The organism is Streptomyces sp. NPDC002088 (assembly GCF_040296605.1).
In the GTDB taxonomy this organism is placed as follows: Bacteria; Actinomycetota; Actinomycetes; order Streptomycetales; family Streptomycetaceae; genus Streptomyces.
In genome coordinates this window covers 1-13,693 of the sequence record NZ_JBEOXO010000009.1, presented here as the reverse complement: position 1 = coordinate 13,693, position 13,693 = coordinate 1, and the positions used below count along the sequence as shown (strand labels likewise).

The window sequence follows — 13,693 nt, the reverse complement described above, 5'->3', positions numbered from 1 at the left end:
GGGTCCACTCTGCGTCCACACAGTGCACTGTCAGCCGGTACGGGTAGTTTGGGGCGACCGACAGGACTTTCAGGAGGGGTGGCCGTGGCTGCTGATCTGTCACAGATCGTGAAGGCGTACGACGTACGCGGGGTGGTCCCGGACCAGTGGGACGAGTCGCTGGCCGAGTTCTTCGGGGCGGCCTTCGTCCAGGTGACCGGCGCGGACGCGATCGTGATCGGCCACGACATGCGGCCGTCGTCGCCCGGCCTGTCCCGTGCCTTCGCGCGGGGCGCGGCGGCACGCGGCGTGGACGTCACCGAGATCGGCCTCTGCTCGACGGACCAGCTGTACTACGCGTCGGGCGCGTTCGGCCTCCCGGGCGCGATGTTCACGGCCTCGCACAACCCGGCCCAGTACAACGGCATCAAGCTGTGCCGTGCCGGTGCGGCGCCGGTCGGCCAGGACACGGGCCTGGCCGAGATCCGTGAACTGGCCGAGCGGTGGACGGAGTCGGGCGCCCCCGAGCCGGCGGCGACACGGGGAACCATCACCCGGCGCGACACGTTGGAGGACTACGCGGCCTACCTCCGCTCTCTCGTCGACCTGACCTCCATCCGCCCCCTGAAGGTCGTCGTCGACGCGGGCAACGGCATGGGCGGCCACACGGTCCCCACGGTCTTCGGAGGCCTGCCCCTGACCGTCGTCCCCATGTACTTCGAACTGGACGGCACGTTCCCCAACCACGAGGCGAACCCGCTGGACCCGGCGAACATCGTGGACCTGCAGAAGCGGGTCGCCGATGAGGGCGCCGATCTCGGCATCGCCTTCGACGGCGACGCCGACCGCTGCTTCGTGGTCGACGAGCACGGCGACCCCGTCTCGCCGTCCGCGATCACCGCCCTGGTCGCTGCGCGCGAACTCGCCAGGAACGGCGGCAGGGGCACGGTCATCCACAACCTCATCACGTCCTCGACGGTCCCCGAAGTGGTGAAGGAGAACGGCGGCACCCCGGTCCGCACCCGTGTCGGCCACTCCTTCATCAAGGCCGAGATGGCGAACTCGGGTGCGATCTTCGGCGGCGAGCACTCCGCCCACTACTACTTCAAGGACTTCTGGAACGCCGACACGGGCATGCTGGCCGCCCTGCACGTCCTGGCGGCCCTCGGTGGCCAGGAGGGCCCCCTGTCGGGCCTGGTGGCACAGTACGACCGCTACAGCGGCTCCGGCGAGATCAACTCCACCGTCGCCGACCAGGCCGACCGCCTCGCCGCGATCAAGGCGGCGTACGAGAACCGCGAGGACGTCACCCTGGACGAACTGGACGGCCTGACCATCACCACCCCCGACTGGTGGTTCAACGTCCGCCCCTCCAACACGGAACCGCTGCTCCGCCTCAACGCGGAGGCACGGGACGAGACGATGATGGCGAAGGTACGGGACGAGGTCCTGTCGATCATCCGAGCCTGACCCCGCACCGTCGTCGTGCCTCCTCCGTAAAGCGAGGGGAGCGAGGGGAACGGAGGGGAGCGGGGGGAACGGACGAGGACCGCGAGGGCGAAACCCCACACCGGAGACACCGGCGCCGCCCGCCGGATCACCCCGCGTCGTCCAACCCCCGCAACCCGCCCCCACCGGCGGTACCCTGACCAGGCACATCCGCACACGCGCGCGTACACGCAGCACGCACGCGCAAACACGTACCCGCCGAAGGGAACCCCCAATGCCGCTCGAAGCCGGCCTCCTGGAGATCCTCGCCTGCCCGGCCTGCCACGCCCCCCTCAAGGAGCAGGAATCCGAGTTGATCTGCACCGGCCAGGACTGCGGCCTGGCATACCCCGTGCGCGACGGCATCCCCGTCCTCCTCGTCGACGAGGCCCGCCGCCCCGCGTAACGACGACCGGCGATCGGAGACTGCCGCCCATGCTCGACGAATCGCTGCTCGACACGCCGGAGGCCCTCGCCGAGGCCGACCGCCGCGCCCTCCTGCGCGGCGCTGCCGAGGCAGGCGCCCGCGTGCGCACGGCCGCCCGGCACGCCACCGAGGCCGGCGTCCACGACCTGAAGCCCGACGGCCGCCCCCGCGCCGTCCTCATCGCGGGCCCCGGCGCCGCCGCCACCTGCGCCGCGGACCTGCTCGGCACCCTCGCCGGCGTCGGCAGCCCCGTCACCCGCCTGGCTCCCACCGGCGTCGCCCCGGCCGCCGGCGCCCTGCGCTGGGAACTCCCCGGCTGGGCAGGCTCGGTCGACCTGCTGCTGATCGCCACCCCCGACGGCAGCGAACCGTCCCTCTCCCTCCTCACCGACCAGGCCTACCGCCGAGGCTGCTCCGTCGTCGCCGTGGCCCCCGCCGGAACCCCGCTCGCCGAAGCGGTGGAAGGCGCCCACGGCCTCTTCGTACCGATGGCGACAGCCCCGTACGACGAGCAGGACGAACAACCCCTCGCCGCGTCCGCCCCCGGCGTCTTCTGGGCGCTGCTGACCCCGCTGCTCGCCCTCCTGGACCGCGTAGGCCTGCTCACCGCCCCACCGGACGCCGTCGAGAAGGTCGCCGACCGCCTCGACCAGATCGCCGAACGCTGCGGTCCCGCCATCGCGACGTACAGCAACCCCGCCAAGACCCTGGCCGCCGAACTCGCCGACTCACTCCCGGTGATCTGGACCGAGGGCATCTCGGCCGGCCCGGCGGGCCGCCGCTTCTCCGCGGCCCTCGCCGAACTCGCCGGCCGCCCCGCCGTCGTCGCCGAACTGCCCGAGGCACTCGCCGCGCACAGCGCCCTGCTGGCCGGCCCGCTCGCCGCCAGCGCCGACCCCGACGACTTCTTCCGCGACCGCGTGGAGGAGCCGCCCGCCTTCCACGCGCGCGTGGTGCTGCTCCGCGACCGTCCGATCGGCGGCCTGACCGCCGCCCCGTCCGCCCGTGACCTGGCCCTCAGCCACGACACGGCGATCAGCGAACTGGAGCCGGAACCCGGCGGCGAACTGGAGACCCTCGCGGAACTGATCGCCATCACGGATTTCGCCGCCGTTTACCTGGCGCTCGCCTCGAGCGCCTGATCCTGGGTCCGCACCTTCTGACCAGCGCTCGCCGAGCGGCGTACGTACGGAGACAAAGACACAGCATGGATCGCCTCGACAACACCGTCCGCCCCTACGCCTGGGGTTCCATCACCGCCATCCCGACGCTGCTCGGCATCGAACCGACCGGCGAGCCGCAGGCGGAGATGTGGATGGGCGCCCACCCCGGCGCACCCTCGCGCACGGCGCGCGGCACGCTCGTCGAGGTCATCGACGCGGACCCCGAGAGGGAACTCGGCCCGGCGGCCGTGGCCACATTCGGCCCCCGCCTCCCCTTCCTCCTCAAGATCCTCGCCGCCGGCGCCCCGCTCTCCCTCCAGGTGCACCCCGACCTGGAACAGGCGAAGGAGGGGTACGCGGACGAGGAGCGCCGCGGCATCCCCGTCGACGCCCCGCACCGCAACTACAAGGACGCCAACCACAAGCCCGAACTGATCTGCGCGCTCACCGAGTTCGACGGCCTGTGCGGCTTCCGCGACCCGCTCCGGGCCGCCGACCTGCTCGACGGCCTCGGCGTCGACTCCCTCAAGCCGTACGTCGACGTGCTGCACGCCCACCCCGAGGACGCGGCCCTGCGTGAGGTCCTCACCGCGATCCTCACCGCCGACCGCGAGGAGATGGCCCACACCGTCGCCGAGGCCGCGGCCGCCTGCGACCGCCTCGGCGGCGAGTACGCCCCCTACGCCGGTCTCGCCCACCACTACCCGGGCGACCCCGGCGTCATCGCCGCGATACTCCTCAACCACGTCCGGCTCCAGCCCGGCGAGGCCCTTTTCCTCGGCGCCGGCATCCCGCACGCCTACTTCAGCGGCCTCGGCGTCGAGATCATGGCCAACTCCGACAACGTCCTGCGCTGCGGCCTGACCCCCAAGCACGTCGACGTCCCCGAACTCCTGCGCATCGTCCGCTTCGAGCCCGGCGACCCCGGCGTACTGCGCCCGGAGGCATCCCCCGACGGCGAGGAGGTCTACGAGACCCCCATCGACGAGTTCCGGCTGTCCCGGTACGTCCTGCCGGAGGGCGGCCCCGCCCGCGACCTCACCCGCGCCACCCCGCAGATCCTGCTCTGTACGGCCGGTACCGTGCGGGCGGGCGAACACGAGCTGGGCCCCGGCCAGTCGGTCTTCGTACCGGCGGGCGAAACGGCCGAAGTGTCCGGAGCGGGCACGGTCTTCCGGGCCACTGTGATCGTATGACCGGGGTTGTGGACACCTGACGCGCCGTTGCCGGACAGGGCTGCAAGAATGGCCCACCGGCAAAGGGCGGGCAAAGCCGCGACGAGGCAGGACCCCGCACGGCGTACGCACGAAGGCGAAGGGACAACGCGAACACATGAGCGCGTCAGGCGGCAACAAGGCGATCGTGGCGGCACTCGGTGCCAACCTCGCGATCGCGGCATCGAAGTTCGTGGCGTTCGCGTTCAGCGGTTCGTCGTCGATGCTCGCCGAAGGCGTGCACTCGCTCGCCGACTCCGGCAACCAGTTCCTGCTGTTGGTCGGCGGCAAGAAGGCGCAGCGCGAGGCGACCCCGCAGCACCCCTTCGGCTACGGCCGCGAGCGCTACATCTACGCCTTCCTCGTCTCGATCGTCCTCTTCTCGGTCGGCGGCATGTTCGCCATCTACGAGGGCTACGAGAAGATCAAGCACCCGCACGAGGTGGAGCACTGGTACTGGCCGGTCGGCGTCCTGGTCTTCGCGATCATCGCCGAGGGCTTCTCCTTCCGCACGGCCATCAAGGAGTCCAACGAGCTGCGCGGGGCGCTGTCCTGGTCGCAGTTCGTCCGCCGCGCCAAGGCCCCCGAGCTGCCGGTCGTCCTCCTGGAGGACTTCGGCGCGCTGATCGGTCTGGTCCTCGCCCTCGGCGGCGTCGGCATCGCCCTGCTCACCGGCGACGGGACCTGGGACGGCATCGGCACCGTCTGCATCGGTGTCCTGCTCGTCCTGATCGCCCTCGTCCTCGCCGCCGAGACCAAGTCCCTGCTGCTCGGCGAGGCCGCCGGCGCAGATCAGGTCGAGAAGATCGAGGGCGCGATCGTCGACGGCGACACGGTCACCGGCATCATCCACATGCGCACCCTCCACCTCGGCCCCGAGGAACTGCTGGTCGCCGCCAAGATCGCCGTCCAGCACGACGACACGGCGACCGAGGTCGCGAACGCCATCAACGCCGCCGAGGCCCGTATTCGCGAGGCCGTCCCGATCGCCCGCGTCATCTATCTCGAGCCGGACATCTACAGCGAGGCCGAGGCCGCCAAGGGTCCGGACCGCGAGGCGACGCCGGGCGGCCCCACACCGAACGCCACCGGTCACTGACCGTCAGACCTGCATGGGCCACGGCGGCGGTACCGACACCGCCGCCCGCCGCCGTACGACGAAGGCGGCGATGCCCAGTCCACCGCCGGTCAGGACGAGAACGACCCCAATGATCATCCCGATCCCGATGACACCGAGAGCGGTGTAGTCGTCGCTGACGCGGCCCCGGACGGCGGCCGTGGACACCGTCCCGTCGTGATCGGACTCGAAGAACCGCGAGTCCCTCGAGTTCCCGCGGTAGTCGCCCAGCAGGAACAGCCGCCCCTTCGGGACCTTCACGTCGTACGGCTTGTGCATGCCGCCGTCGGCGTCGCCGCCCTTCACGTACGGCTCCGCGAGCGGCTTGCCGTTCACGGTGATCCGCGGGCCCCCTCACCCGTGCAGCACACCACATGGTCACCGCCCACCCCGATGACCCGCTGCATCACGGGCTGGTCGAAGCCGTAGCGGTCCGGCGCCGAGTACATGACGACATCGCCCCGCCGCACCTCGCTCCCGTCGACCCGCTTGTACGCGATCCGGTCTCCCGGCTCGTACGTGGGCGTCATGCTCGCACTCGACACGATGGCGGCCCCGTACGCCTCCCGCCCGTACGCGAACGAGCCGATCGTCAGCACCAGCCCCAACAGCCCCACCACGACGGCTGCGATTCCCAGTCCCCGACCTCTGCCCGACATTGCACCCCTCCCCATGCGGCACCTCCGGGGGCGCGACGTTAGCGGTTGGCTGTGAGCGGGCTGTATGCGGGCCCGCGCCCCGGCGGACGCGGGCCCCTCGGCTACCCGACCTCGCGCAGCACGCCGAGCACGGCCCGCTCGTCCGGCGCGGCCAGCAACCGCTCCCGGAACCCGGCGTCCATCAGCTTCCGCGACAGCAGCGCCAGGATCCGCAGATGCTCGTCACCCGCGGCCGCCTCCGGTACGGCGATCATGAACACCAGCCGGGCCCTCGTGCCGTCCAGGGAGCCCCACTCGACGCCCTCCGCGGACCGCGCGAATCCGACGACGGGCTCGGTGACCGCGTCCGTCTTGGCGTGGGGGATCGCGATCTCCTCCCCGAGCCCGGTCGTGCCCTGCTCCTCACGCCGCAACGCCGTGCGCACCAGCTCGTCCACATCCGCGACCCGGCCGGTCCGCGCCAGCAGCCCCGCCATCTCCCGGATCGCGTCCTCCTTACCGGTGGCATCGAGCCGGATCTTCACGGTCCGATCGGTGAGGTAGCCGGAAAGGACGTCGTCACGGCCGGCCTCTTCCTGGTCGTCATCCGCTGCGGCGGGCGCGCTCGGGCCGGCCGGCGCGGTCTCGTGCGCGGCCTGTTCCGGTACGACGGCTGCGACGGCACCGGCGCCCGGCGCCGCTTGGGCTGCCGGTGCTTCCTGGCCGTCACCCGCGCCGGCAGACGTCTTCGCGGCGGACGCACTCGGGTCGGCCTGCGCGCCCCTGAGCGTGGCCTGTTCCGGTGCCACTGCCACGACGGCACCAGCGCCCGGCACAGCTGCACCGGCCCCGACCAGCGCGGGCTCGGACGCGGTCGCGATCCCTCCCGCGATGGGCTCCCCGCGCCGCTTGCGTTCACTGAAGTCGATCAGCGCGACCGTCGTCAGCGCCGTGACCGCCGTGCCGACCACCACGGCCGCGAAGAACATCGGCACCCCGCTCACCGCGCCCAGCACCGCCACGATCGGCCCGCCGTGCGGCACCGCGTCCTCGACCCCGGCGAGCCCGGCTGTCGCACCGGCCACCGCGCCGCCCAGCATATTGGCCGGGATGACCTGCGCGGGCCGTGCCGCCGCGAACGGGATCGCGCCCTCGGAGATGCCGAAGCAGCCCATGAACAGCGAGGCCAGACCGGTCTCCCGCTCCTGCTCGGTATAGAGCCGCTTGCGGATCAGCGTGGCCAGTCCCTGGCCCAGCGGCATGACCGGGATCGCGGCCGCACACATGCCCATGACGGCCTGGTTGCCGGTCGCGATGAGCCCCGCGCCGAACAGGAACGCCGTCTTGTTGACCGGCCCGCCCATGTCGAACGCGATCATGAGCCCGAGTATCGCCCCGAGCAGGATCGCGCTCGTTCCCGTCATCCCGCTCAGCCAGCTGGTCAGGTGCTCGAAGACCCAAGAGATCGGCTTACCGATCACGTAGATGAAGAACAGCCCCAGCGCCGTTGTCGCCACGATCGGGATCACGATGATCGGCATGATCGGCTGGACGAACTTCGGAACCCTGACCTTCTTGATCCACAGCACCAGGTACCCGGCGAGGAACCCGGTCACGATCGCCCCGATGAAGCCCGCGCCCGCCTTGGAGTCGTACAGCGACCCGGTGTTGGCGATCCAGCCACCGATCATGCCCGGCACGAGCGCAGGCCGATCGCCGATGGCATACGCGATGTACCCGGACAGAATCGGCACCATCAGCGTGAAGCCGATGACGCCGATGTTGTTCACGTCCATCCAGAAGGAGTCCTTCGGGATGACCAGACCGCCGGAGGGGTCCGTGTGCCCGCCGAGCGACAGCGAGACCGCGATCAGCAGTCCGCCGACCACCACGAACGGGATCATGTAGCTGACCCCGTTCATCAGGGCCTTGTATGCGACGCTGCGCTCCTTGCCGCCCGTAGAGGCAGGGGCGTCCGTGCCGTCCGCCATGTGCACGGGGGCCGACCGCACCTGGTCGATCAGCTGCTCGGGGTGTCGTATCCCCTCGGCGACCCCGACCGTCAGGACCCGCTTGCCGACGAAACGGCTCAGGTCCACATCCTTGTCGGCGGCGACGATGATGCCCTCGGCTGTGCTGACATCGTTGTCATCGAGGACGTTCTCAGCCCCGATGGAGCCCTGGGTCTCCACCTTCATGTCGATGCCGCGGTCCTCCGCGGCCTGCGTGAGCTTCTCCGCCGCCATGTACGTGTGCGCGATGCCGGTCGGGCACGCGGTCACGGCGAGCAGTTTCAGCCGCTTCTGCTCGCCACCGCCGCTGCCCGTGGGGGGAGGGCCGGCTGGACTTGTCACGTCGATCTCCTAACGCCTTTGTCACGCGGGCCGCCGTCCCAGACGCCCCGCAAGATCGATCAGATGCCAGATGTTCCGATCGCCTCGCATCCTGCCAACATCTGCGGCCCGACTCAAAGGTGCGAAATCTCCCTGTTCAGCGGGCTTGTCAGCCTCTGCCCTCCGCTCCGGAGTGAGACCTGATGTCGTCCCTGCGACGGCCCGCCACGCTTGCCTCCGCCCGCCCGTCGCCTGTCGTGATCGGCGTGATGCGTTCGGAGGCGGACTGGGGGCGGCCGGGCCCGCCGGTGTAGCTTGGGGTGGAGCCAGACGTCGCTGCTGATGGCGGTCGGGCGGTCCGAGAGCGGACCGGCCGAGGGAGAGAGGGCCTCCGACGGACTGCGCTGCGCGCACGTGGGCATGCCTGTGTCCCCTTTCGGGCACCCCTGTGTCCGCCGCCGCGCAGACCAGCCCTACCCACCTCGCCCCAATCCCGAGGAGCAGCTCGCAATGACGACTGTCGACAACCGACAGGACTTCAAGGTCGCCGACCTCTCCCTGGCCGAGTTCGGCCGCAAGGAGATCACCCTCGCCGAGCACGAGATGCCCGGCCTGATGTCGATCCGCAAGGAGTACGCCGAGACGCAGCCCCTCGCGGGCGCCCGCGTCACCGGCTCCCTGCACATGACGGTGCAGACCGCCGTCCTCATCGAGACCCTGGTCGCCCTGGGCGCGGACGTCCGCTGGGCGTCCTGCAACATCTTCTCCACCCAGGACCACGCGGCCGCCGCCATCGCCGTCGGCCCGAACGGCACGCCCGAGAACCCGCAGGGCGTCCCGGTCTTCGCCTGGAAGGGCGAGACCCTGGAGGAGTACTGGTGGTGCACGGAGCAGGCGCTGACCTGGCCGAACAGCCCCACCGGCGGCCCGAACATGATCCTGGACGACGGCGGTGACGCCACCCTCCTCGTCCACAAGGGCGTCGAGTACGAGAAGGACGGCAAGGTCCCCTCGCCCGACACCGCCGAGTCCGACGAGCACCGCGTCATCCTCGAGCTGCTGAACCGCACGATCACCGACGGCTCGCAGAAGTGGACCCAGCTCGCCTCGGAGATCCGCGGCGTGACCGAGGAGACCACGACCGGCGTCCACCGCCTGTACGAGATGCAGCGCGACGGCGTCCTCCTGTTCCCGGCGATCAACGTGAACGACGCCGTGACGAAGTCGAAGTTCGACAACAAGTACGGCTGCCGCCACTCCCTGATCGACGGCATCAACCGTGCGACCGACGTCCTCATCGGCGGCAAGACCGCGGTGGTCTGCGGCTACGGCGACGTGGGCAAGGGCTGCGCGGAGTCCCTGCGCGGGCAGGGCGCCCGCGTGATCGTCACGGAGATCGACCCGATCTGCGCGCTGCAGGCGGCGATGGACGGCTACCAGGTCACGACCCTCGACGAGGTCATCGACAAGGCGGACATCTTCGTCACCACGACCGGCAACAAGGACATCATCATGGCCTCGGACATGGCCAAGATGAAGCACCAGGCGATCGTGGGCAACATCGGTCACTTCGACAACGAGATCGACATGGCCGGCCTGGCGAAGATCCCCGGCATCGTCAAGGACGAGGTCAAGCCGCAGGTCCACACCTGGAAGTTCCCCGACGGCAAGGTGATCATCGTGCTGTCCGAGGGCCGTCTGCTGAACCTGGGCAACGCCACCGGTCACCCCTCCTTCGTGATGTCCAACTCCTTCGCGGACCAGACGCTGGCCCAGATCGAGCTGTTCACCAAGCAGTCGGAGTACCCGATCGGTGTGTACACGCTGCCCAAGCACCTCGACGAGAAGGTCGCCCGGCTCCACCTGGACGCACTCGGCGTGAAGCTGACGACGCTGCGCCCCGAGCAGGCGGCGTACATCGGCGTCGAGGTCGAGGGCCCGTACAAGTCCGACCACTACCGCTACTGAGTCCGCAGTCCCGCCCGCTGTGAGCGCGTCCGTGCGCTGACGCGCTCCTCAGCAGCAGGCCGCAGCACCTCCGAGGCAGGCCCCCGCACCCCCGTGTCGGGGGCCTGCCCCGTTGGCGTCCTCACGGCCGGCCCCGCTCGTGGCGGTGTCCCGACCAGCCCGTCAAGACCCAGGACCCCCATGCCCCGCGGCCGTTATTCGCTCCACGATCCGCACGATCACACCCCCCTCGCGGAAGAGCACTTCCACTGCGCCCCCGGCCCCTCCGGCTGGCGCTACGTCTCTCAGTTGACCTCCCCCTCGGGCGACCACACCGGCTCGGTCGACCTCGCCCTCGACGAGCTGGGCCGCCCCATCCGCCTCGAACTCCACGCAGGAGGCTGGCAGGTCCGCGGCGCCGCCCTCGACGGCGTCACCTGGGTCCGTACGGACCCCACCGGCGCTCATGCCACCGAAGGCAATGTCCACGCACACGCCTTCGCCGGCACGTCCCCCGCGTTCCTCGTCGCCACCACCCGTCTCCTGCGCCTCACCCCCTCTGCCTCCGCGACCCGTGTACGTCTCGTCGCCTTCACGGACCCGGTCCTTGCCCCGCGCACCGTGGACCAGTCCTGGGCCTTGGTGAAAAGAGAAACACACGGCACTGACAACGGCCCGCTGACCGTGGACGAATACCAGGTCACAGCCCTGGACACGGGCGAACAGCACGCCGTGCACATCGCCGGCGACGTGGTGCTCGCGGCCCCTGGAATCGAGCTGGAGGACCTGGAGTCGCCGCCGTCGGTGTTCGGGTGAGGCGACGCGGGGCGGACTGGCTGGAGGGCCAGGAAGGGCAGGGCGGAGCAGAGGGACCGAACCTGCCGGACCGCCGGAAGATCACGCGGGGGGTATGAACCCGGTGGAGGGCTGATCGGCCGTCGTCGCGTCCTGCGGCACAGAGGGCCCTGTCGCCTGCGGCGAAGGCGCCGAAGCGGGTCGCGCGGGCGACGCCTGCGGACCGTACGTGACCGGCATAGCGGTCGGGGGCACCCCACCGATATCGGGACGCCCGGCAGCGGGGCCGCTGACAGCGGGGCCGGCGGCACCGACCACGCCGGGCGAGCCCCCTGCCGTCCCGTTCCCGAAAGCCCGCCGGACCTCCCGCACCTGCCGTTCCTGCACCACCGCTGCCAGATAGGCGGCCGGCGGCACCCCCTGCGGTACCGGAGCCCCCGTACGATCCGCGAGATCGGCGGCAAGCCGTGCCGCCATGGCCCAGCCGACCTGCGGGTCCAACTGCTGCATCCGAGTCAGGTACTGCCGGATCGCAAGCCACAGACCATCGGGAACCGAGGACAGGTCAAGCCCGGAGAACCGCCCGGCGAGCCAGGGCGGAGGCGGCGGCACAAAGCGCGTCCGTGCCACGGGGACCCGCTCCCGTACGACCAGAGTCCCCGCGAACACGTCACCGAGCCGCCGCCCCCGCTCCGAAACGAGCGAGGCGATGACGGCCACGACCCCGAACGTCATCAGAATCTCGACCACTCCGACCGCGCCCCGCACCAGGGCGTGCCGGAACCGGATCGGCCCGCCGTCGTCCCGCACCACTCGCAGCCCGACCGCCATCTTCCCGAGGGAACGCCCGTGACTGAGCGTCTCCACCGCGATCGGCCCACCCACCAGCACGAGCAGGAACGTCGCGATCGACACCGCGATCTGCGCGGCCTCGTCCAAAGAAGCCGTGGCCAACACCAAGGCCACCGTCACGACGAGGTAGGCGACCATCGCGACGGCCAGATCGAGCAAAATGGCCAACGCCCTGCTGGGCAGCCTTGCGGGGCGCAACTCCAGCGCCACCGCCTCGCCCGTCACCAGCTCACTCACGTCCGCCGTCCCTTCCCTGGCCTGCCCCGAGAACGGTCAGTCTGCCAAGCTGAGGGCGCACCGCGCCGCAGTACGACAAGCCGACACAACGACGAGCCGCCGACGAACAGCCCAGGAGCAGGCAAACCGATGGATCTCGACGTCTTCGTCTCCGCCCACCGAGCCGAGTGGGACCGCCTGGACTCCCTGCTGCGACGCCAGCGCCGCCTGACCGGAGCCGAGGCCGACGAACTCGTCGTCCTTTACCAGCGCACCGCCACACACCTTTCCCTGATCCAGTCCAGCGCTCCGGACCCCCAGCTGACCGGCAGGCTCAGCCAACTGGTGGCGCGCGCGCGTAGTGCGGTCACCGGCACCAGGCGCGCCTCGTGGCGTGACGTCACACGCTTCCTTGCCCATGGTTTCCCCGCCGCCGTCTACCGGTCCCGCCACTGGTGGGTACCCACCGCGCTGCTGTCCACCGTCGTGGCGGTCCTGCTCGGCTGGTGGATCGGCGCCCACCCCGAAGTGCAGTCCTCAATAGCGGCCCCCAGCGAACTGCGTGAGCTCACCCGCCCAGGCGGCGAGTACGAGACGTACTACTCGAGCCATCCCGCGGCCGCCTTCGCGGCACAGGTCTGGACGAACAACGCCGAGGCCGCAGCGCTGTGCCTGGTCCTCGGCGTCTTCCTCGGCCTCCCGGTCCTGTGGATCCTCTTCGAGAACATGCTCAACCTCGGGGTCGGCCTCGGCCTGATGTCCTCCGCCGGCCGCCTCGACACCTTCCTGGGCCTCCTCCTCCCGCACGGCCTCCTGGAACTGACCGCGGTCTTCGTAGCCGCAGGCACAGGCCTCCGCCTCGGCTGGACCCTCATCGACCCCGGCCCGCGCAGCCGGCGCGCCGCCCTCGCCGAGGAGGGCCGTGCCGCGGTGGGCATGGCGATCGGTCTTGCCCTGGTCCTCTTCGTCTCCGGCGCTATCGAAGGCTTCGTCACGCCTTCGGGCCTCCCGACCTGGGCCCGCATAGGCATCGGAGTCGCGGCGGAACTGGCCTTCCTCACGTACGTCTACGTCCTGGGCGGCCGCGCCGCCCGAGACGGGGAGACGGGCGACGTCGAGGAGGCCGAGCGCAGCGCCTCGGTGCCGACGGCTGCCTGATGTGCGAACACCCTTCCCGAGCTGTTAATCTCTCCTTCGCCCCACAAGAGCTGTTGACACGGCCCGCGTGGGGAGGTAGATTCAAACAGTTGCCTGGAACTGGATCTAGTCCGGTCGGTGACAGTGAGTGTCTTCCTGCTTCTCGGAACATTGATTTCGAAGAAGCCATCCCGATCATTCGGAAATGGGTAGCCGATCAAACGGCTCGAAACTTCTGATAAAGTCGGAAACGCCGGAAAGGGAAACGCGAGAGCGGGAACCTGGAAAGCATCGAGGAAATCGGGTCGAGAAAAGATCTGATAGAGTCGGAAACGCAAGACCGAAGGGAAGCGCCCGGAGGAAAGCCGCGAGAGAGTCTCTCGGGTG

At 70.3% G+C, this 13,693-nt stretch carries 12 protein-coding genes; 8 read left to right on the top strand and 4 right to left on the bottom strand.

Features of this window, described 5'->3' with window-relative positions:
• Positions 1 to 84 precede the first annotated feature (84 nt).
• From ABT114_RS20565 to ABT114_RS20545, 5 genes are all read left to right on the top strand, one after another.
• The gene (locus ABT114_RS20565; protein ID WP_351144246.1) at positions 85 to 1,449 is read left to right on the top strand and encodes a phosphomannomutase/phosphoglucomutase; all 1,365 of its coding nucleotides are present in this window, start codon (positions 85 to 87) and stop codon (positions 1,447 to 1,449) included.
• Positions 1,450 to 1,702: 253 nt separating this feature from the next.
• Positions 1,703 to 1,873 (top strand): Trm112 family protein, encoded by a 171-nt coding sequence (locus tag ABT114_RS20560; RefSeq protein WP_079054586.1) that lies wholly within the window; start codon positions 1,703 to 1,705, stop codon positions 1,871 to 1,873.
• A gap of 29 nt (positions 1,874 to 1,902) precedes the next feature.
• Positions 1,903 to 3,036, top strand: a complete 1,134-nt coding sequence (locus ABT114_RS20555) for an SIS domain-containing protein (protein WP_351144245.1) — start codon at positions 1,903 to 1,905, stop codon at positions 3,034 to 3,036.
• Positions 3,037 to 3,101: 65 nt separating this feature from the next.
• Positions 3,102 to 4,253, top strand: coding sequence for a mannose-6-phosphate isomerase, class I (manA, locus tag ABT114_RS20550; protein WP_351144244.1), 1,152 nt, complete (start codon positions 3,102 to 3,104; stop codon positions 4,251 to 4,253).
• A 136-nt stretch (positions 4,254 to 4,389) separates the two neighbouring features.
• Positions 4,390 to 5,370, top strand: coding sequence for a cation diffusion facilitator family transporter (locus ABT114_RS20545; RefSeq protein ID WP_351144243.1), 981 nt, complete (start codon positions 4,390 to 4,392; stop codon positions 5,368 to 5,370).
• A 3-nt stretch (positions 5,371 to 5,373) separates the two neighbouring features.
• On the opposite strand, the gene ABT114_RS20540 is transcribed toward ABT114_RS20545, so the two are convergent.
• From ABT114_RS20540 to ABT114_RS20530, 3 genes are all read right to left on the bottom strand, one after another.
• On the bottom strand, positions 5,374 to 5,724 hold the full coding sequence (locus ABT114_RS20540) for a S26 family signal peptidase (protein ID WP_351144242.1): 351 nt from the start codon (positions 5,722 to 5,724) through the stop codon (positions 5,374 to 5,376).
• Positions 5,721 to 6,047, bottom strand: a complete 327-nt coding sequence (gene lepB, locus ABT114_RS20535; protein WP_351144241.1) for a signal peptidase I — start codon at positions 6,045 to 6,047, stop codon at positions 5,721 to 5,723. The genes ABT114_RS20540 and lepB overlap by 4 nt, the downstream gene beginning before the upstream one ends.
• A gap of 101 nt (positions 6,048 to 6,148) precedes the next feature.
• Positions 6,149 to 8,380: a fructose-specific PTS transporter subunit EIIC gene (locus ABT114_RS20530; RefSeq protein WP_351144240.1), complete on the bottom strand. Its 2,232-nt coding sequence runs from the start codon at positions 8,378 to 8,380 to the stop codon at positions 6,149 to 6,151.
• Positions 8,381 to 8,869: 489 nt separating this feature from the next.
• On the opposite strand from ABT114_RS20530, the gene ahcY reads away from it, so the two are divergent.
• Positions 8,870 to 10,327: an adenosylhomocysteinase gene (ahcY, locus tag ABT114_RS20525; protein ID WP_351144239.1), complete on the top strand. Its 1,458-nt coding sequence runs from the start codon at positions 8,870 to 8,872 to the stop codon at positions 10,325 to 10,327.
• 180 nt (positions 10,328 to 10,507) lie between these two features.
• Entirely contained in the window at positions 10,508 to 11,122 is a 615-nt protein-coding gene (locus tag ABT114_RS20520; protein WP_351144238.1) for a hypothetical protein, read from the top strand.
• 81 nt (positions 11,123 to 11,203) lie between these two features.
• On the opposite strand, the gene ABT114_RS20515 is transcribed toward ABT114_RS20520, so the two are convergent.
• Positions 11,204 to 12,190 (bottom strand): RDD family protein, encoded by a 987-nt coding sequence (locus tag ABT114_RS20515; protein ID WP_351144237.1) that lies wholly within the window; start codon positions 12,188 to 12,190, stop codon positions 11,204 to 11,206.
• 129 nt (positions 12,191 to 12,319) lie between these two features.
• On the opposite strand from ABT114_RS20515, the gene ABT114_RS20510 reads away from it, so the two are divergent.
• A complete protein-coding gene (locus tag ABT114_RS20510) occupies positions 12,320 to 13,327 on the top strand; it encodes a stage II sporulation protein M (RefSeq protein ID WP_351144236.1) in 1,008 nt (335 codons plus the stop codon).
• Positions 13,328 to 13,693 lie beyond the last annotated feature (366 nt).